Annotated in this window: 20 protein-coding genes; 10 read left to right on the top strand and 10 right to left on the bottom strand. The window is 40.9% G+C overall.

Going from position 1 to position 19,844, the window contains the following annotated elements:
- Position 1 precedes the first annotated feature (1 nt).
- Positions 2–1,486, top strand: coding sequence for a tripartite tricarboxylate transporter permease (locus tag BUA59_RS03480; RefSeq protein ID WP_072838329.1), 1,485 nt, complete (start codon positions 2–4; stop codon positions 1,484–1,486).
- 220 nt (positions 1,487–1,706) lie between these two features.
- Here BUA59_RS03480 and BUA59_RS03475 read toward each other — a convergent pair whose 3' ends face one another.
- The 8 genes from BUA59_RS03475 to BUA59_RS03440 form a co-directional block, all read right to left on the bottom strand.
- Entirely contained in the window at positions 1,707–2,891 is a 1,185-nt protein-coding gene (locus tag BUA59_RS03475) for a multidrug effflux MFS transporter (protein WP_072838328.1), read from the bottom strand.
- Positions 2,892–2,947: 56 nt separating this feature from the next.
- Entirely contained in the window at positions 2,948–3,370 is a 423-nt protein-coding gene (locus BUA59_RS03470) for a GlcG/HbpS family heme-binding protein (RefSeq protein ID WP_072838327.1), read from the bottom strand.
- Positions 3,371–3,616: 246 nt separating this feature from the next.
- A complete protein-coding gene (locus BUA59_RS03465) occupies positions 3,617–4,519 on the bottom strand; it encodes a helix-turn-helix domain-containing protein (RefSeq protein WP_072838326.1) in 903 nt (300 codons plus the stop codon).
- A gap of 217 nt (positions 4,520–4,736) precedes the next feature.
- Positions 4,737–5,543, bottom strand: coding sequence for a 4-hydroxy-2-oxoheptanedioate aldolase (gene hpaI / locus BUA59_RS03460; protein WP_072838325.1), 807 nt, complete (start codon positions 5,541–5,543; stop codon positions 4,737–4,739).
- A gap of 9 nt (positions 5,544–5,552) precedes the next feature.
- Positions 5,553–6,356, bottom strand: coding sequence for a 2-oxo-hept-4-ene-1,7-dioate hydratase (gene hpaH / locus BUA59_RS03455; protein WP_072838324.1), 804 nt, complete (start codon positions 6,354–6,356; stop codon positions 5,553–5,555).
- A 9-nt stretch (positions 6,357–6,365) separates the two neighbouring features.
- Positions 6,366–7,133 (bottom strand): fumarylacetoacetate hydrolase family protein, encoded by a 768-nt coding sequence (locus BUA59_RS03450; protein WP_072838323.1) that lies wholly within the window; start codon positions 7,131–7,133, stop codon positions 6,366–6,368.
- A gap of 9 nt (positions 7,134–7,142) precedes the next feature.
- Entirely contained in the window at positions 7,143–7,880 is a 738-nt protein-coding gene (locus BUA59_RS03445) for a fumarylacetoacetate hydrolase family protein (protein ID WP_084122118.1), read from the bottom strand.
- Between the two features lie 92 nt (positions 7,881–7,972).
- Complete coding sequence (locus BUA59_RS03440) at positions 7,973–8,728, bottom strand: helix-turn-helix domain-containing protein (protein WP_072838322.1); 756 nt, start codon at positions 8,726–8,728, stop codon at positions 7,973–7,975.
- Between the two features lie 252 nt (positions 8,729–8,980).
- Here BUA59_RS03440 and hpaE point away from each other — a divergent pair, with 252 nt between their 5' ends.
- The 7 genes from hpaE to BUA59_RS03405 all read left to right on the top strand — a co-directional run bounded on the left by hpaE (position 8,981) and on the right by BUA59_RS03405 (position 15,415).
- Entirely contained in the window at positions 8,981–10,444 is a 1,464-nt protein-coding gene (hpaE, locus tag BUA59_RS03435) for a 5-carboxymethyl-2-hydroxymuconate semialdehyde dehydrogenase (protein WP_072838321.1), read from the top strand.
- A 50-nt stretch (positions 10,445–10,494) separates the two neighbouring features.
- Positions 10,495–10,875: a 5-carboxymethyl-2-hydroxymuconate Delta-isomerase gene (locus BUA59_RS03430; protein WP_072838320.1), complete on the top strand. Its 381-nt coding sequence runs from the start codon at positions 10,495–10,497 to the stop codon at positions 10,873–10,875.
- A 27-nt stretch (positions 10,876–10,902) separates the two neighbouring features.
- Entirely contained in the window at positions 10,903–11,832 is a 930-nt protein-coding gene (hpaD, locus tag BUA59_RS03425) for a 3,4-dihydroxyphenylacetate 2,3-dioxygenase (RefSeq protein ID WP_072838319.1), read from the top strand.
- Between the two features lie 22 nt (positions 11,833–11,854).
- Complete coding sequence (locus tag BUA59_RS03420) at positions 11,855–12,316, top strand: DUF3237 domain-containing protein (protein WP_072838318.1); 462 nt, start codon at positions 11,855–11,857, stop codon at positions 12,314–12,316.
- Positions 12,317–12,437: 121 nt separating this feature from the next.
- Entirely contained in the window at positions 12,438–12,971 is a 534-nt protein-coding gene (locus BUA59_RS03415) for a TRAP transporter small permease (protein ID WP_072838317.1), read from the top strand.
- A 1-nt stretch (position 12,972) separates the two neighbouring features.
- The gene (locus BUA59_RS03410; RefSeq protein WP_072838316.1) at positions 12,973–14,301 is read left to right on the top strand and encodes a TRAP transporter large permease; all 1,329 of its coding nucleotides are present in this window, start codon (positions 12,973–12,975) and stop codon (positions 14,299–14,301) included.
- 85 nt (positions 14,302–14,386) lie between these two features.
- Positions 14,387–15,415, top strand: a complete 1,029-nt coding sequence (locus BUA59_RS03405; RefSeq protein ID WP_084122114.1) for a TRAP transporter substrate-binding protein — start codon at positions 14,387–14,389, stop codon at positions 15,413–15,415.
- Between the two features lie 103 nt (positions 15,416–15,518).
- Here BUA59_RS03405 and BUA59_RS03400 read toward each other — a convergent pair whose 3' ends face one another.
- Positions 15,519–16,508, bottom strand: coding sequence for a 2-dehydropantoate 2-reductase (locus BUA59_RS03400; RefSeq protein ID WP_072838315.1), 990 nt, complete (start codon positions 16,506–16,508; stop codon positions 15,519–15,521).
- 273 nt (positions 16,509–16,781) lie between these two features.
- Positions 16,782–17,552 (bottom strand): class II aldolase/adducin family protein, encoded by a 771-nt coding sequence (locus BUA59_RS03395; RefSeq protein WP_072838314.1) that lies wholly within the window; start codon positions 17,550–17,552, stop codon positions 16,782–16,784.
- Positions 17,553–18,175: 623 nt separating this feature from the next.
- On the opposite strand from BUA59_RS03395, the gene BUA59_RS03390 reads away from it, so the two are divergent.
- Positions 18,176–19,315, top strand: coding sequence for an ornithine cyclodeaminase family protein (locus tag BUA59_RS03390; protein ID WP_072838313.1), 1,140 nt, complete (start codon positions 18,176–18,178; stop codon positions 19,313–19,315).
- Between the two features lie 95 nt (positions 19,316–19,410).
- Positions 19,411–19,833: a RidA family protein gene (locus BUA59_RS03385; protein ID WP_072838312.1), complete on the top strand. Its 423-nt coding sequence runs from the start codon at positions 19,411–19,413 to the stop codon at positions 19,831–19,833.
- Positions 19,834–19,844 lie beyond the last annotated feature (11 nt).

Raw genomic sequence — 19,844 nt, 5'->3', positions numbered from 1 at the left:
TATGGATTTAATTGCATTAGGTATCCACGAAGTATTTGGTAACGGTGTCATTTGGGCCGTTATAATAGGTGCTCTTATTGGTGTCACGATCGGTTCCATTCCGGGGCTGGAACCTGCTGGTGTTATGGCCATCTTGTTGCCTTTGACCTTCACAATGGAGCCACTTTTTGGTGTGACTTTATTACTAGGTGTCTATGGTGGTGCTTGGTATGGTGGCGCTATTCCAGCCATTTTAATGAATACTCCCGGAACCCCAGTGGCGGTACTCACGACTTATGATGGCTACCCCATGGCGCAAAAAGGACAAGGGAAAAAGGCATTGTCGATCGCTTATACCTCTTCGTTTTTTGGCGGTATGGTCAGTGTGCTCTCTTTAGTGTTTTTTGCGCCAACCTTGTCTCAGGTGGCGACCTTATTTGGCAGCGCTGAATTCGCTATGTTGGCACTACTTGGGATGGTTTTTGTGGTGCTTGCCCATAATAAGTATGCTCTCGAAGCTGCAGCCATGATTGGCTTAGGGATGTTTTTAGGTTCGATTGGGATTGATCGGTCTTTTAACTCTCAAGTTTATACCTTTGATCAATCCTGGTTGTTAGCTGGTGTGCCATTAGTGCCTGCTGTTATTGGCCTTTTTGCCATGTCTCAAGCCTATGTGCTGATTTCTACGAAAAGCGGTGACTCTTTCAAAACCAAGTTAGAAGGCTCTGGCCGTTTTGACGGTATTACAGTGCTATTGCGTAATAAGGTAACGGCAATTCGCTCAGCTTTATTAGGCGTTGTAATGGGGTTGTTACCTGGGGTTGGTGAATTCGGCTCACAATTCTTTTCTTATACCTTGGCACAGAAGTTTTCTAAAAATCCAGAAGAGTTTGGTAAAGGTGCAGAGGCCGGCATAGTGGCGTCAGAAACTTCAAACAACGCGGTAACCGCTTCGGTATTAGTGCCTTTGCTCGCATTTGGTATTCCTGCTGATGCCTTGATGGCGATGTTGTTGTCTGTATTTATGGTTCATAACTATACGCCGGGGCCACGACTGTTTACTGAACATCCTGAGTTTATCTCTGGTTTGTATGTTGCTCTGTTCGTGATGAATATCTTTATTTTCTTGTATCTGACTTTTGCGACTAGATTTATCGTTAATATCACGCGAATTCGTGGTCGTTTTATTGGTGCATTGATTTTTGTTCTCGGATTCTTGGGTGCTTATAGTCAGAATTACCAATTTAGTGATGCCTTCATTGCGCTAGGTTTCTCTGTGATTGGCTACGTTATGAAACGAAATAATGTTCCTGCTGTGCCTATTATTTTAGGTTTGGTGCTAGGGCCAGTATTTCTAAACCGTATGCGTCAAGCATTGGGTGTTTCTAACGGGGAGTTTGGTATTTTTATCGAGCGTCCTATCGCATTGACCCTGCTTACCGTAACTATCTTATCCATCCTTGTGTTTATTTTTAGCAAAATGAGAGAAAAGCACCGCGTAGCTTGATTTAGACATAATAGAAGGGCCTCATTAGAGGCCCTTCTATTCACACGCCACATCTTGCTTTATTTGAATTCGCTGGAATGTTGCTTAATGAAATGCTTAGTCATGAGTACGCTGATGTGCAATTTTTCATTGATAATATGAACAATATAATTAGAGAGATTGAAGCCGATTTTGTGGCTCTGTAAAAATACCTTCTAAATTTCATTTATTGTTTTGAAAGCTAAATGACTTTATTTATGCGTGTGCTCAGATAGAGAATTGAGCAAAGAGTGCCGCAGCATGCCATCATGATTAAGAGGCTTGCTGGAGTGCCATCAAACAGTAAACTCGCCATATAACTGATGAAGCTCCCCATTGCAAATTGAGTTGCCACTAGTAAACCTGAAACCGTGCCTGCTTTTTCTGGTAGTTGTGCAAATAACGTCGCTAAGCTATTGGCACCAATTGCACCAGTAACGCTGATGTAAAGCATTGTGGCTACGACAAATAAGGCGAGTGGCGTTTTATTGAAGCCAATCATTCCCCAAATGATTAACGTCGCAGCAAAGGAAATAACGACAGCCGTACTTAATGCGGCACTTACGCTATAGCGTTTGCTTAAATACGAGTTGAGTAAAGTTGCGATAATAATGGCGAAAATATTCGCAGAAAATAGAACCGCATAATAGGTTTCTGAAAGCTGAAAGTGCTCGATATAGACAAATGCTGATGTCGCTATAAAGGCAAACATGCCGGCAAATGAAAAAGCATTTGTTAACACATATTGGATCAGCAACGGCGCCCGTAAACATTCAATATAGTTTTTACAGTAATGGCTAGCACTAGGCTTTGCGACCATATTTTGTTTTACGTCTGGCAATAACAGAGCACTACCAATAAAAGCCACCATTGAAAATAGTGCTAAGAAGTAAAAGATCCAGCGCCATTCAAAATAGCTAACAATATAAGCGCCTAATATTGGAGATATCAGCATAACCATCATTGATATGATGTGCATGTGTGACAGGATATTGGCAGCTCTTTTTAGTTCATACAAATCACGAACTAAGGCTCTACCAAGAACAGCTGCTGCAGCGCCACCTAATGACTGTAGGAAACGAAACAGAATTAAATTTTCGCCAGTCGATGCCATTGCGCAACCAATGCTGCTAAAAAAATAAAAACCAATACCAATTAACAGTAAACGCTTCCTACCTAACATATCGGATAGAGGGCCGAAAATGAGCATTCCTATTGCCATTCCAAGCAAAAAAACAGTAATCGTTGTTTGTATCAGCTGATCCGAGGTGCCCAAATTATTGGCTATGGTAGGCAAACTTGGCAAATACATATCGATAGAAAGTGGTCCAAAAGCGACCAAATACCCAAGCAAGGGGATGGTTAATTTGCTCAAAGCAGAGGACATGGAGGCTCCTGATTTAAAAATATTGTGGCGTTTATTTTTTGTAATTTTTTAGTTAATTAGCTAAGGCTGTTTATGGCGGTTGTTGCACAATCAATGTCCTGTTGCTCACTGCCACCAGAGACACCTATTGCCCCAACAACAGAGCCTTGATGCGAAATAGGAATCCCACCACCTAGAAAGGTAAAGTCAGGTTCACTCTGTAAGGCGAGTAAGGTGTTATTTCTTTCTGCGAGTCTTGTTTGCCATTCTTTGGTCGGTATGCCAAATGACACGGCAGTAAAGGCTTTTTTATGGGAAATGGCTTGAGATAAAAGTGGTGCGTTGTTCATTGCCACGCTGGCTAGGCTGCGACCTGAAGAGCAGACAATAGTTATACAAATATTGATACCAAGCTGTTCTGCTTGATCAATAGCAACACGACAAAGATGCAGTGCTGTCTGTGTGGTTAAATCCTGTCTGGTAATCGTGTTAATGAGCATTTATCAGCCTATATGGGAATATTGCATTTGCCAGTTTTATACCGGAGCTTGGGAAGTAATCGATAATGATTTTCTCTTTAATTACACTGAATGGCATAACTTCTGGGCACTGTTTTTTTTATAAAGATAACTTATAGTAATTTGATTAACATGTTAAGTTTTTTTTAAATGTTTCACCGCCTGTTTTTATGAGACATTTTAAAGTAATAAATTTTAACGTTTTATTTATAGAGTAGCCTTCGTGGGCTATTCATCTGCTCTGTGGTGTTTGCGAAAATCCGAAGGGCTCATTCCGGTATTTTTAAAAAAGAATCGAGAGAAATAGGACGGATCGATATAGCCTAATGTGTAAGCTATTTCAGTGAGATTTTTATTGGTATGAGATAGCAAACGTTTAGCTTCGAGTAAAATTCGTCCATTTATCATTTTCTTTGGGCTTAGCTTGGTTATCTTGTTACACAAATAGTTTAATCTGCTTTCATTGATGTGTAAGGATTCACAATAAAATTGAATTTGTTTTTCGGTTAAAAAATGACGTTCTAGTAGGGTGCTAAACTCTCTAAAACAGAGAATTTCCGTCTGATTGTGTTGTTTTTTAGGTTGCTCAGCACCGGAGAGTCTTAGCATGTTGATCAGAATGAGTTTAACAATGGCTTCAATACTGTCTCGTTGATAAAGTGCGGATTGGTTCCATTCTAGCTTGAGTATTTTAAATAGGTTTAATAGTTGTTCCCAGTGTTGCTGGTTTGGCTTGGTATCTTTTTGCTGATCTATATGAAATGGCATAAGCAACGAGTTGTGATTGCTGTACGCATTTAACTCAGCCATGATTTTTTGTAAATGGGTGTTGTGAATGGTAATGACATAACCCGGTGCCGTTGGTTCGGTGAGAAAAGCGTGCGGCGTGGCTGGAGGTGTATAGAAGGCTGCACAGTTTTCGGTTTCATAAACATTTTGGTCAATATTAAATAGTGTTTTACCAGATAAAATAAGGTGGATTTGGCAATATTCAGCATGCAGATGCATAGGCATATCACGACCAAAAAAGTCAGCCATCTTACCAAGTACATCAAAATGGATAGTGGCGTCCTTGTAAGCGACATCGTAATCCTGACCAATAGTAATATTTGGAATCCACTCTTTTTTCATTGAATCGGTTTCTTTTTATTAGTTGTTTTTTTAAGTGCTTTTTGTCGCTAGTTTTCAAGAGTATGACATGGAAACATTGAAAGAGAGAGTTGCTCTGAGTCACGATAAAAAAGCCCAGCACATGAGTAAACATCATGCTGGGCAAAGTAAGGGTGATCAAAGATCAAATCTCTAAACCAGCAGGCAGATATGCAATAGTTTAGATTACAATCAGCACTCAATAGACGGATGCTGTTGTTCCTTCATGGGAATTTTGTTCGGTTTTGAACTCATTCACCAAAGCCTTAGTGCTGTTCATTAGTAAGCCTGTATCGCTGCCTACAGCGACAAATAATGCGCCAAGCGACAAGTAATGTTTCGCTTGTGTTTTGTCTGCCATGAGAATGCCAGGCGCTTTTCCAGCCGCAATGATTTTAGCAATACTTTGCTCAATCACTTTGACGACCTCTGGATGGTTAGGCTGTCCAATGTATCCAAGCGATGCGCTTAGGTCAGCTGGTCCAATAAAGACACCATCAACACCATCTACAGCAAGAATGTTATCCAGTTCTTTGACTGCTTGAAGAGATTCGATTTGAACCAACACACAAATTTCATCATTGGCGGTAGTCAAGTAGTCAGGGGTTCGATTGAACTGAGAAGCACGTGCTAAAGCACTACCAACTCCACGAATTCCCGCTGGTGGATAGCGAGTTGCTTTGACTATTTGAGCCGCTTGCTCTGCGTTGTCGACCATAGGAGCCAATACCGTTTGCACGCCAAGATCAAGTATTTGCTTAAGCGCAACATGATCGGCCCAAGCAGGGCGCACAATTGGGTGGCTAGCAAAAGGCGCGATGGCTTGCAGCTGTCCTACCATGGTTTGCAGGGTGTTTGGTGCGTGTTCACCGTCGATTAATAGCCAATCAAATCCTGCACTCGCAATTAGCTCAGCGGTATAGTTGTTGGCCAAACCTAGCCACAGACCAATTTGTGGCTGACGGTTTTTGAGCGCTAATTTGAAGATGTTTTTAGGCGCAGACATGTCTATCTCCTAAGCAAAATGACAAGATACTGAACCAAGTGGGCCATAGTCCACGTTGAACGTATCGCCTTTGCGGGCAGCTATTGGGCGAGTAAAAGAACCACCAAGAATAATTTGTCCCGGCTCAAGCTCAATATCAAAGGGCGCAAGTTTATTAGCAAGCCATGAAACACCGTTGGCAGGATGGTTTAATACGCCTGCAGCAACACCAGTTTCTTCAATAATGCCGTTGCGTTGCATAATGGCTGATACCCAACGTAAATCCATTTCACTGATTTTTATTGGACGTCCACCTAAAATGATAGCTGCATTGGCCGCGTTGTCTGCGATGGTATCAAAGACTTTGCGGGGACGTTTGCTTTCAGGGTCTATCGATTGGCTGCGGGCGTCAATTAGCTCAAGTGCAGGAATAACGTAATCCGTTGCGTTATAAACATCGAAAATTGTACAGTTTGGCCCTCTCAACGGTTTTTTTAAAACGAACGCCAGTTCGACCTCGATACGCGGAACAATGAACTTGTCTGTTTCGATTTCACAGCCATCGTAGTACAGCATGTCATCAAGCAAGGTGCCGTAATCTGGCTCATCTATTTGTGAACTCATTTGCATCGCTCGTGAGGTTAGGCCAATTTTATGACCAATAACTTTACGGCCTTCATTCAGCTTCATTTGTACCCATTCGCGTTGAATGGCATAGGCATCGTCAATCGTGATATCTGGGTAATCCAGTGAAATTTGACGAATTTGAACACGTTCTTTTTCTGCCTGATTAAGTCTGTTCGCACAAGAAGTAATAATGTCGTTTGAAAGCATATTGCACCCTTAATTATTTAAATTGTTTAGGTATTCTGATTCAGAAATAATGGTGTTTTTGAGGATACCAACGCCTTCTACTTCCGTTATTACCACATCTCCAGGTTTAACATCGGCTAGCCCTTCTGGTGTACCTGTAAAGATCATATCGCCAGGTGTTAACGTCATAATGTCACTTAAATAGGCGATCAAATGAGGGATGTTGAACACCAAATCTTTAGTATTACCTTCTTGCTTTAGCTCACCGTTGATATAGGTGCGTAGCATTAGGTTATGAGGGTCTTTGATATCTTTTGCGTCAATAATGTATGGGCCAATTGGAGTACAAGTATCACGGCTTTTTACGCGTAGGTTAGGGCGGTAATAGTTTTCTAAGTAGTCACGAATGGCGTAGTCATTACCAACGGTATAGCCGCCTACATAGTCCATTGCGTCTTCTTTAGAGACATTTTTTGCTTCTTTGCCGATGACCACAACGAGCTCACATTCATAGTGCATGTAATCAATATTGTCGGGGCGGTAGGTTTTTTGATCGTGACCAATGAGTGAATTTTTGCTTTTCAAAAATACCAATGGTTCTTCTGGTGCTGCGAAAGAAAGTTCAGCGGCATGATCGGCATAATTGATGGCTAATACAAACATTTTGCCTTCGCAAGGTGGTAACCAAGTGAAAGACCCTTCTTCTAGAATCTTACCTTGCTGAGTAACCACTTGATCTTGTTCGTTAACCGTGACGGCTAATGTTTCATTATTAAAAAGTATACGAGCGCTTTTCATGACTGCTTCCTATTCTTGTTCTACTGGGTTGACTAGGCGGCCGACGCCTTCGATGTCGATCATGACACTATCACCTGGTTTAATTTCTAAATCTGGTGTGCGTTCAGGCGTGCCTGCGATGATGATGTCTCCAGCTTCTAGCGTCATGAAACTGCTGATGTAGCTTATTACTTCTTCAACTGAGTAAATCAATTGATCAGTATTTGTCTCGTGCACTAAAGCGTCATTAACAAATGTCTTGATGCTCAAATTATTGGGTTTTCTGACGGTTTCTTTGTCTACTGTCCATGGGCCAATAGGGCAGAAAGTGTCGCGGCATTTTGCTTTTACTGCTGGTCGGTAGAAAGATGTTTCAGCTAGGCTTACTTCGTTTACAACAGTAAAACCTGCAACGAAATCTAAGGCGTTGCTGGCATCAACACGAGTGGCCTTTTTACCAATAACGATACCTAATGATGGGCCCGCATAAATCGCACCTTTATCGCTTGGTACCTTGATGCTGTTAGCATAACCAATGTGAGTATTGTCTGTTTTAATATGTAAAACAGGGGTTTTGGGTGGTTGAACGTGTGGCTTTTCGTTGAAGACTTGCTCTAAAGATTTAGCTAAGGCTTTATTATTTAGAGCTACGCCAATTACACTTCCAGATGTTGGTGGAAGCATGGTGTCGTCTAACCTGATTTCATAGCTGGCATCTGCTGTTTTTGATACCACGTCATTTGATTCTTTTTGTCTGTAATGAAACATGTTTATTTTCACCAAGTATAGTTAACATGTTAACTATACTTTCGTAAAAAACGCTTCTTGTCAATACATAGCTTTGCAATGTGGGTGTTGATTTATTGGATGAAGTTACGAAATAGTTCTGCTTGTGATTTGATATTCAGCTTTCGATAGATGTTTTTGCGGTGGTTTTTGACTGTTCCTTCTGAAACAAAACATTTTTCTGCAATCGAAACGGAAGACATGCCTTCCAAAATTAACCCAACAATCTCTTTCTCTCGTTTAGTCAGATTGAGTTCATCAAGATGAGAGTGACGACTTTTATGAGTGAGGCTTTCATGTTCTATAGGTTGGCTTTGCTGTAGCAGACTTCCAACACGTTCATGGGTCAAGATGGCCGCTTTGATAGAGTTTATACAAGGCGTGAGTTCTTTATGGACAGCTTTTAGGGATAAATCATTGTCCTTAGTCGAGTAAGCGATACAGATTTTAGTGTCGTCGTTAGTGCCAATAACAATGTTAGTTTCATTGCACCAATCAAGGCGTTGATAAAAAGTGTCATAGTAAATGGAATTACGAAAATCATCATTGACGAGACTGTCTAAGGTAACGAGTTCTTTCTGATTTTTGCCGTAAATTGTGTCATAGATAGGATCCAGTAAGTACGCGGATTCGCAGTACACTTTGTCAATTTCTGACATCGGATAGTCACCTAGGAAAACGGGGTGATCTGTTTTTGAATAGCTAACAATTCTTATATTGGATATAGGGTCTAAGGCTTTTATTGAGTAGACAACTTGGTCATAGAAATGACGCTGACCAATGCTATTAATAAGCGACGGCAAAATTTTATTCAGGCTAGTGTTTACCATTTTAATGCGCTCCCGTTTATTGTCGGTTATTTGATAGGGCACGTCCGTGATAATTTCACATCTATGACAAATGTCAATTTATGCAATAAATATTCCAATTTTTTCTATATCCATACCTTTTAACTAAATGCATTCCATTGATGATAAGTGTGCTTGACATACTATACATGTTAAGTTTAATTTATTTAACATGTTAACTAAATCGATGTCGAGGCATTCTCGTTCGGTTCCTTGTCAGGAGAGTAAAGAAAAATGATTAAGAACTTGATAAACGGTAAATGGGTTGAAAGTAAAGAGACCTTTCAAACTTTTAATCCGGCCACCGGCGAAGTGTTGGCGGAAGTCGCTCATGCGTCACCAGAACAAGTTGCTGCTGCGGTTCAGGCAGCTAAAGATGCTTTTCCAGCTTGGGCAAACATGCCGGTTGCTAAACGTTCTAAAATTATTGAAAAACTAGGCGATTTGATTGCTCAAAACGTTGAAGAAATTGCGCAATTAGAAACTGCCGACACAGGTTTGCCTATTTATCAAACGCAAAATGCCTTGGTACCACGCTCGTCTAATAATTTTTATTTCTTTGCAGAAAAAGCGAAGCAAATGAATGGTCATACTTATCCAGTGGATGACCAAATGCTTAACTACACCTTGTATTCTCCAACAGGTGTTTGCGCGCTTATTTCGCCTTGGAACGTACCTTTCATGACTGGTACGTGGAAAACGGCACCTTGTTTAGCGTTAGGTAATACTGCCGTGATGAAACAATCTGAATTGTCGCCTTTGACAACAGATTTTCTTGGCAGACTTGCACTAGAAGCGGGCATTCCTGCAGGTGTATTTAATATTGTGCATGGCTTTGGTTCAACAACGGGTAACGCATTAATTACCAATGATGATGTGAGTGCAATTTCCTTCACTGGTGGTACGTCTACTGGTAAACACATCATCGCTAGTGCCGGTCTTAAGAAATTCTCCATGGAACTTGGCGGCAAATCTCCAGTGATGATTTTTGATGATTGCGATTACGATCGTGCTTTGGATGCCGCTGTATTTGGCATCTTCTCTATCAATGGCGAGCGTTGTACTGCGGGCTCTCGTATCTTCGTTCAAGAGTCTATCTACGATCGATTCTGTGAAGACTTTGCGAAACGTGCTGATGCCATCAAGGTGGGTGATCCATCTGATATGAACACTCAAGTAGGGGCTTTGATTAGTCAGCAGCATTGGGAAAAAGTGACGGGTTACATCCGTATCGGCATGGAAGAAGGCGCTAAATTAATTGCTGGTGGTCCAGATAAACCGGTTAATGAGCTCCCTGCACACCTTAAAAATGGCCATTTTGTTCGTCCAACGGTTTTCCGTGATGTTACCAATAATATGCGTATTGCTCGTGAAGAAATCTTTGGCCCGGTTGCAGTATTGATTCCTTTTAAAGATGAAGCTGATGTGGTTCGCATGGCAAATGACAACGACTACGGTCTTGCTTCTTACCTATGGACTCAAGATGTCAGTAAGGTACACCGCATTGGTCGTAATATCGAAGCGGGCATGTTGTTTGTAAATAGCCAAAACGTTCGAGATCTTCGTACACCTTTTGGTGGTGTGAAAGGGTCTGGAACTGGCCGTGAAGGCGGTGATTATAGCTTTGAAGTGTTTTGTGAGCCTAAAAATGTATGTATTAGCCTAGGCTCTCATCACATCCCTAAATGGGGTGTGTAGTTTAAATATTGGCGAGGGAGTTATTCCCTCGTTCTTGTTGGAGCATTTATATGCCTCATTTTGTTTTTGAATATTCAGCAAATTTAGAAGATCGATTAGATTTTCAGCCAGTGTTTAAAGCACTGCATGAATACATTGTCTCAACAGGGCACTTTCCTCTTGGTGGTGTGCGTAGCCGAGCGATTTGTTGTGATCATTTTCGTGTGGCGGATGGGCGCGATGATTTCGCGTTGATAAATTTGAACCTAAAAATAGGTCACGGACGCAGTATGGAAGTGCGTCAAGAGGTTGCAGAAAAGGTATTTTCTATCTTTTGCGAATGGATGAAGCCGATCACAGATAACAGCTATTGTCAGATTTCTTTTGAACTGACAGAGTTGGATCCAGTTCTTAAATTCAATAAAAATAATATCCACGCTCTTTTTAAGTAGAGCGTGAGAAGTAAAGAGGTTTTACCAATGGGTAAGTTAGCATTAGCCGCAAAAATTACACATGTTCCTTCCATGTATCTTTCAGAACTAGACGGCCCTCGTAAAGGGACTCGACAGTCTGCTATTGATGGACATTATGAAATTGCACGCCGTTGCAAAGAATTAAATGTCGATACTATTATTGTTTTTGATACGCACTGGTTGGTAAATGCCAATTACCACATCAATTGTGCGCCGCATTTTAAAGGCACTTACACTAGTAACGAGTTACCGCATTTTATTAAGAATATGCCTTACGAAGTGAACGGAAACCCTGAGCTGGGTAAAATTATTGCTCAAGTTTGTAATGAGCAAGGTGTTGAAACTCTCGCTCATGATGACACCACGCTTGCACCAGAATACGGCACACTAGTGCCAATGCGCTATATGAACCAAGACCTGCATTTCAAAGTTATTTCTGTTTCTGCCTTATTAACCGTACATTATCTTAACGATTCCGCTCGTTTTGGTTGGGCGCTGCGTGAAGCTATTGAAAAACATTACGATGGCAACGTCGCTATTTTAGCAAGTGGTTCTTTGTCTCATCGATTTGCTCAAAATGGCAGTGCCCCCGATTTTGCCCATAAAATTTGGAGCCCTTTCTTAGAGTCTTTAGATGAATCTGTGGTGAGAATGTGGGAAAACGCCGAGTGGAATACTTTCTGCGAGATGTTGCCTGAATACGCAGCCAAAGGTCACGGTGAAGGTTTTATGCACGATACCGCTATGTTGCTTGGTGCGCTAGGGTGGTCTGAATATGATGAGAAAGTGGAAGTGCTGACTCCTTACTTTGGTGCATCCGGTACTGGACAAATCAATGCAATCTTCCCTGTTTCGCCACAAACTGGTGCTGCTGTTCCTAAGCCTCAAGCATCGGTCGAGAATGGCACTTTTACCTATGGTAAAAGCCGTTTGTAATTTGAGAGGTTAGGAGACATTCATGATACATGCCCCAGAGTTAAAATATTTTGCGACGTTAAAAGTGGAGATTGATGCGCCTCAGGAAGTGGGTGTTTCAGTTCATGGTGAACGCCGAGTCATTCCTATTACTGGAGGAACGGTACAAGGTAATGGTTGGCAAGGAAAAGTGCTGCGAGGTGGGGCAGACTATCAATTAATATTGACTCCTAGATTAACTCATCTCGATGCGCAATATGCCATCGAGTTAGATAACGGTGAATTGATTTATATTAATAATAAAGCCATTCGTGTGGCATCTGCGGAAATAACGCAAAAGATAAAAATTGGTGAACCGGTAGCCCCAGAGTTGATTTATTTTCGTTGCCATCCTGTTTTTGAAACAAGTTCGCCATCGATGCAATGGATAACCGAACGTGTTTTTGTCGGTACTGGAATACGTCGACCGAACTTGGTTGAGCTGCAAATCTTTGAAGTTTTATAGGTGATTTAATTATCGCTGCGTAGATTAATTTTTTAATCAAAAGCGATTTTATTTTTACGATCATTTAGTTAACATGATAACTAAATAAAAATAATAATTAGAGTATCAATTAGGAGTTTCCATGCAATTAAGTGGATGGATGAAGAAGCAATATCCAGAACCCAATGTCTACCGATGGATTGGTTTAACATTAGAGGGAGTTGCTGCAACGGTATTGTTATTGCTCGTACTGCTGACTTGTTTTGATGTGGTTGGCCGCTATCTTTTTAATAATTCTATTGATGGCGCTGTTGAGCTGACGCAAATTGGTTTAGCTATTATGGTATTTGCTCAAATGCCTATTATTACTTGGCGAGGTAGTCATGTTGTTGTTGATCTTTTGGATCAAGTCTTAGGAAATCGTATAATCAAAATTCTCGCTATTTTCTCCGTTTTTATTATTTCTACTTCGTTTTATTTTCTAGCTGTTCGCATTTATCAGTTAGCCGAACGCTCTCTTAGTCGCGGCGAGCTTACTGAGTATCTTGGATTACCAGCAGGTTATATCGCTCAATATATTGCGCTAATGAGTTGGGTAACGGCTGCATGCATGCTGACCTATGGTGCTTATTGCGTATTGAAAGATAAAAACGTTTCACAGTCGGTTGGAGAATAACGTGTCAGTTGTATTTATTGGTTTTGCCGTACTGCTCTTTTTGATTTTAATTTTACGTATGCCAATTGCCTTTGCGATGGGAATTGTTGGTTTCTTCGGTTTTGCTATGTTGCAAGGGCTTGGTTTTGACAATTTATTTTCGTTTCGCTGGACCGCGTCTCTTACTTTGGCGTCCAGTAGAGTTGTTGAAACCGTGCAGGAATATAGCCTATCAGTAATACCTTTGTTTATTTTGATGGGCAATATAGTCACTCGATCCGGCCTTTCGCAAGAATTGTATAACGCATCTTATGCTTTTTTAGGTCATCGCAAAGGTGGTCTTGCTATGTCTACTGTCCTGGCTTGTGGTGGTTTTTCCGCTATTTGTGGTTCTAGTTTGGCAACATCCGCAACCATGGCAAAAGTGGCAATGCCACCGATGCGCAAGTTTGGCTATTCCGATAGCTTAGCGACAGCGTCTATAGCGGCGGGCGGAACTTTAGGTATTTTGATTCCACCGAGCGTCATCTTAGTTATTTACGGCTTACTAACAGAGTCCAGTATTCGAGAGTTGTTTGCGGCAGGCTTTATACCTGGCATGTTAGGCATTTTGCTGTATATGGCCGCAGTGCGTTATGTAGTTTGGCGTAATCCAGCTGAAGGTCCTGCAGGTGAACGCATGACTTTTAAAGAACGCATGATTGCCCTAAGAGGAATTTGGGGTGTCTTGATGCTGTTTACCATCGTCATGGGCGGTATTTATTTAGGTATTTTTACGCCAACAGAAGCGGCGGGTATCGGTGCGGGAGGCGCGTTATTGATTGGATTTGCACGTCGTAGCTTAAGCTTTTCAGGTCTATACGAAACTCTGATAGATACAGTAAGGACCTCGGCTATGCTGTTTAGTGTGGTAATTGGTGCGCTTATTTTCTCAGATTTTATTAATCGCGCAGGCTTACCTGATGCGTTATTAAATTTTGTCACGTCATTAGATGTCGCGCCGATTGTGGTAATCCTCATTATTTTATGTATTTACATCGTTTTGGGCATGGTTTTCGAAAGCCTTTCGATGCTGTTACTTACTGTGCCTGTTTTCTATCCTTTGGTAGCAAGTTTAGGTTTTGACCTTGTCTGGTTCGGTATTGTTGTTGTGGTGGTAACTGAGATTAGTTTAATTACGCCACCAGTGGGGATGAATGTCTTTGTACTTAGCGCGGTGTTAAAAGATGTTAAAGCGGGAACAATATTTAAGGGAGTAACGCCATTTTGGTGTGTTGATATTATTCGACTTCTGATCATTGTCTTTGTCTTTCAAGTATCGATGTTTTTACCCGAGCTGCTTTATAGATAACGTATGTTTTAGCAAGAGTTGTCACTGACCTCACTTCGAACGGTGGTGACGAAAATATGATTCATAAATAATAGGAATAATAAAAATGATGAATTTTAAGAAAAGCCTACTTTGTGTTACAGCTGGCGCTGCACTTTCTCTTTCAGCTGCTGCGGCTGAAACAACCTTACGTATAGCGACTTGGTTACCACCTACAAATCCACAAAATGCCACTGTGTGGCCAACTTGGAAAAAATGGGTAGAGGAAGCCACAGAAGGTCGTGTTGAAGTGGTTGTTGAAAACTACACAGGACATCCAAAAACAATCTATGATGCGGTTGAGGATGGTATATATGATGTCGGCTTTAGTGTTGAGGCTTATTTACCTGGTCGTTTCAAATTATCAGGCGTCGCTGAAATTCCGGGTGAAATTACCGATGCAGAGACAGGGTCTGTAGCTTTGTGGAGAACCTATAAAGACTACTTTGAGCCAGCAGACGAATATAACGGTTTTCAGTTGTTAGGTTTGTTTGTGCATGGCCCAGGGCAGCTCCATACTAAGTTTCCAGTGAATTCGTTGGATGACTTAAAAGGCAAAAAAATGCGGGTTGGCGGTGGATTGATTAACGACCTTGCTGAACGTCTTGAAGTAACCCCTGTTTCTGCACCATCACCTAAGTCTTATGAAATGATGCAGCAGGGCGTTGTTGATGGCACTTTCTTACCAGCGCAAGAGCAGAGATTCTTCCGTTTAAGCGAAGTTAGTTCTGATCTTACTTTGTTTCCTAAAGGCTTATATACCACAGCGTTTAGCATAGTAATGAACCAAGATGTATTTGAAAGCCTTAGTAAGAAAGATCAAGAGGCTATTATGAGCGTTTCAGGTGAAAGATTGTCGCAACTCGCTGGTGCTGCTTGGGGGAAAGCTGATGACGACGGAATTCTAGAAGCGAAAGAAAAAGGCGTGAACGTGGTTTTCCTTTCTGAGAGTGATCAGCGAGTAAAAGATTTAAACAAATTGTCTGAAGGTATTGATCAACTTTGGGTTAACTCTGTTTCTGATCGTGGTATTGATGCTAAAGCGGCTTTGGCTGATTTTAGAAAATATGTAAATACGATAAATAGTAAAAAGTAATCGTAAAAAATATAATATTTTATTTATATTTGTTGATATTCCATTAAAAAGCGCTCGATGTATATGCATTGAGCGCTTTTTTTAAAAGATTATTAGATATGAATTATGTTTCTTTTTTTTCATATAAACCTTTCGTAGTGGCAAATAATCTTGTCAGCCCAAACAAAGATTCAATATTAGGTGACTCTATTTCAAGTCTTTGGGTGAGTTCGTAGATAATACCTAAGATGGAATCCAATTCTATAGCATTTCCGTTTTCGACGTCTTGTAACATAGATGTTTTGATAGCACCTAGCTTTTCAGTTACTTTGTGTCGACTTTCAGGGTCTTCAGTTATCTGACAGCCGATTTTTTCGCCTAATATAGCGGCTTCATTCATAACGGCAGAGCAATATTTTCTAACAAGTGGGTCTTGAAGAATGTTATCTACAGTCGCACCTGTGATAGCACTGATAGGGTTCATTGTCATGTTTCCCCATAGCTTGTACCAGATTTCGGAACGAATACTAGAAGAGTGATTACAGTCAAAACCTACTTTATTAAGAATGTCTGTTAGTGCCTGAACTCTGTCTGATTTTCCGCCCTCAGGTTCTCCAATAAGCAGTCTGTTTCCTGCTTTATGTTGAATTATACCGGGCTCAGAACGAACTGCTGCTGCATGTACTACTAGGCCAATAATATTTTTGTAAGGAATAGCCCGTCCATTGGCTCCTTTAGGATTGACTGATTGAAATGGGTGATTAGATTGTGTTTCAAGGTCTCGGAAAAACCACCAAGGAATACCATTCATCGCTGAAATAACCAGTGTATTCTCATCAATGAGTGGCGCTAAAGTTGGCAAGACTTGTGATAATGAAGGCGTCTTTAAAGCAATGACTACTATATCTTGGACGCCTAGATCGCTAGCAGATTCTACGGCAACACATGGGCGTTGAATCAGCTCTCCTTCTTGTTCTAAGCGCCAGCCATGTTTATTTAGAGCCGCTAAACTTTTACCTCGCGCTAATGCGTTTACGATAAATTTGTGGTTTGTTGCAAGGCGAGCACCAATGAAACCACCAATAGCGCCGACACCTACGATACATATGTTCATTTTGTATTCCTTTTTGGTCTATGCATTCTCTAAAAGACGACCTTTATACGACTACTGTCCTCGCTACTTCGTATAATGATCTTTATATTATTGTTAACATGCTAATTAATTTTCAGCTATAACAAAACACTAAAAATATTATATTGCTGCTCATAGATTTTTATTGAAAGACTGGTCGTGACTTTGATTCTGATAGAAGTAAAAATAGCCCTTGGAATATCCTTGGGGCTATTTTTTAATTGTTATGCCTAAATTCAGACAATAAGCGAACATTTAGTTTTTGAATGACGGATCCTGTTTTTCAACAATGCGCTTCATTGCTGCGAATACGTCTTCTCCTGCGCCAAATTTAGGATCAAAGTTAAGCGATTGAGCGGTGCATTTTTTACAAATATCTTCAGGGATTTCACGAACTGTCCCCATCGACATCGACGCCATTTGAACTTCACAGGCACGGTTTACTAACCACATTAATGAAAAGGCTTGAGCCAATGTTGAGCCCATTACAACAGGACCATGATTACGAAGCATTAATAAGGGTTTGCCGCCAGCACTGTCCAAAATACGCTGACCTTCATCCATATGCAGAGTGATGCCTTCAAAATCATGATAGGCGACTTTATCCCATAGTTGCGCTGAGTAGAAATTACTGTAAGAAAGCCCTTCTTCTAAGCAACATACCGCAAGTGTTGCTGTTGTATGAACATGCATAACACAATGAGCATTATCTACTTTGTCATGTATCGCACTGTGAAAAGTGAAACCAGCAGGGTTAATGGGCCAGTCTGAATGGCCAATAACGTTGCCTTGTAGATCTACTTTTACCAAGTTTGAAGCGTTGATTTCGCTATAGTGAAGGCCAAATGGGTTGATCAAAAAGTGGTTGTCTTCACCGGGTACGCGCAATGAAATATGGTTATAGATAGACTCATCCCATTTTAAGTAGGCAAAAATGCGATACATAGCCGCTAAGTCGACACGAGTTTTCCATTCAGCGTTATTGAAGCGAGCAGGATGTTCATAGTTGCGAGGAGCGAAAGTCATATAGTTACCTTTTATTATCGATATTATTAACATGTTAAATAAATATCCTAATACAAAAAACTAAAATAACTATGGTGGCACTCCATATTTTTTATATAGCTGTTTTATCAAGCAAACTGCTGACTTATTCAACCGTTTAAGTCATTGCGTTGTGGTGTCTACACGTACTGTAGATTTAGTTCTATGTTGCATTAGTTGATTAGCGCGGGGGAGTTATATTTATTGCCCTTGATGGCTATAGATAGGGGGAATGTTGTTTCTCAACTCCAAATGTCTATTGAATCTCCAATCTTTTTTATACGGCCGTTTATTTGTTCTTACTACAAGTATCCATCTCATGCCTGTCCCTTGATCAAAGTTGATCTTAGAAAAGTGCTTAGCTTGTCTATGAAGCGCTATAAATGTCCCTAAAGGGATATGTTAATGGTGTTTTTTTATATATAGGATGAGGAATCTTTCATTTTAATTTCTTTTATTAGTAAGAGAGTTAAACATAATTTACGTCATACATAATAAATATTTCAGAAAAATTTAATATTGATATTTTAAATTTGTGTTTATTTATTATTAGAAAAAATAATTATTAATATAAAAATATAAACTAAATTTTAATAGGTATACCCATGACCGAGAATACTAAAATCGATTTTATTTACCTTTCTGAGCCAGACATGATCAAAGCTGGTGTAACGGATATGCCGAGTTGTGTGGATACCATGGAAGAGATGTTTGGGCTTTTGTATACAGGCGATTACCGTATGGCAGGCCCCAATAATGATTCTCACGGTGCCATGATTACCTTTCCCGATGAGTCTGCGTTTCCTACCATGCCAAAACCAACCGCAGATCGTCGTTTGATGGCGATGCCAGCTTATCTTGGCGGGAATTTCCAAACGTCTGGGGTGAAATGGTATGGCTCAAACATCGCCAACCGAGAGAAAGGTTTACCTCGTTCTATCTTGATGATGATTTTGAATGACATCGATACCGGAGCGCCTTTGGCTTATATGTCAGCTAATTTGCTGTCCGCTTACCGAACCGGTGCTATCCCAGGAGTGGGGGCGCGTTACCTTGCTCGTAAAGACTCAAAAGTCATTGGTCTTCTTGGTCCCGGTGTAATGGGTAAGACGACCGTAGCGGCCTTCATTACGGCCTGTCCTAAAGTCGATACGATTAAAGTTAAAGGTCGTGGCCAAAAGAACCTAGACAGCTTTATTGATTGGGTTAAAGAAACCTTTCCGCAAGTAACGACTATTGAAATCGTCGATAGTGTTGAGGCCGTTGTTCGCGATTCAGATTTAGTTTCCTACTGTAATTCTGGAGAGGTTGGCGATCCAACTACTTACCCAATTGTTAAGCGTGAGTGGGTGAAACCCGGTGCGTTCTTAGCTATGCCTGCGAGCTGTAGTTTAGATGATGGCATGGAGCAAAAAGACGTTCGTAAAGTCCTTGATAACACTGGTTTGTATGAGGCTTGGTACGAGGAAGTGCCTAAACCTGCTCATTGCGTGATTCCGCTTGTGGGTGTTCGCTGCATGGACATGATTGCAGAAGGCAAGTTAACCCATGACGATATCGAAGACCTTGGCAAAATTGTTTCAGGTGACTCGCCTGCTCGTGAGAACGAGGAGGAAATTATCATTCTTTCTGTGGGCGGCATGCCAGTAGAAGACGTGGCATGGGCAACGGTTGTCTACCGTAATGCCATTGAAAAAGGCATTGGTGTGAAGCTGAACTTATGGGATGTCCCTGTATTGCGTTAAGCCGTTTAAGTTTTTTATAGGGCTCTGTTGCTGATTCACCAGATACCCTCATTTTTCCAAACCATATTATTTAGATTTAATGTTAGGTAAAGCATATGACTAAGATCGTAAAAGTTAAAACAGGCTCAAAATTCGAAGAAAGTGCAAGCTACTCACGTTTGGTTGCAGTAGATAATTGGATTTATGTTTCAAATACTGCTGGCCGTAATCCTGATACACAAGAAATACCTGAAGATGTAATTGATCAAACAGAACAAGTATTTAAAAACATCGAACGTGCTCTTGCTTCTGTTGGCGCAACTCTAGCAGACGTGGTTATGTCTCGTGTCTTTATTCAAGACCCAGCACACATTCATGATGTGATGGGCTTTATTGGCACCAAATTCAAAGGGATTAACCCTGCGTCGACAGCGACTTGCCCTCCATTAGGTTCAACCGTCTACAAAGTTGAGATCGAAGTTACTGCGTATCGTGGTGCATCTACCGCGAATGTTGAAGAAATTATCATCGGCCAATAACAGCTTATTAA

The organism is Marinomonas polaris DSM 16579 (genome assembly GCF_900129155.1).
In the GTDB taxonomy this organism is placed as follows: domain Bacteria; phylum Pseudomonadota; class Gammaproteobacteria; order Pseudomonadales; family Marinomonadaceae; genus Marinomonas; species Marinomonas polaris.
The sequence above is the reverse complement of the archived record's forward strand: the minus strand, read 5'-3'. Positions and strand labels throughout refer to the sequence as shown.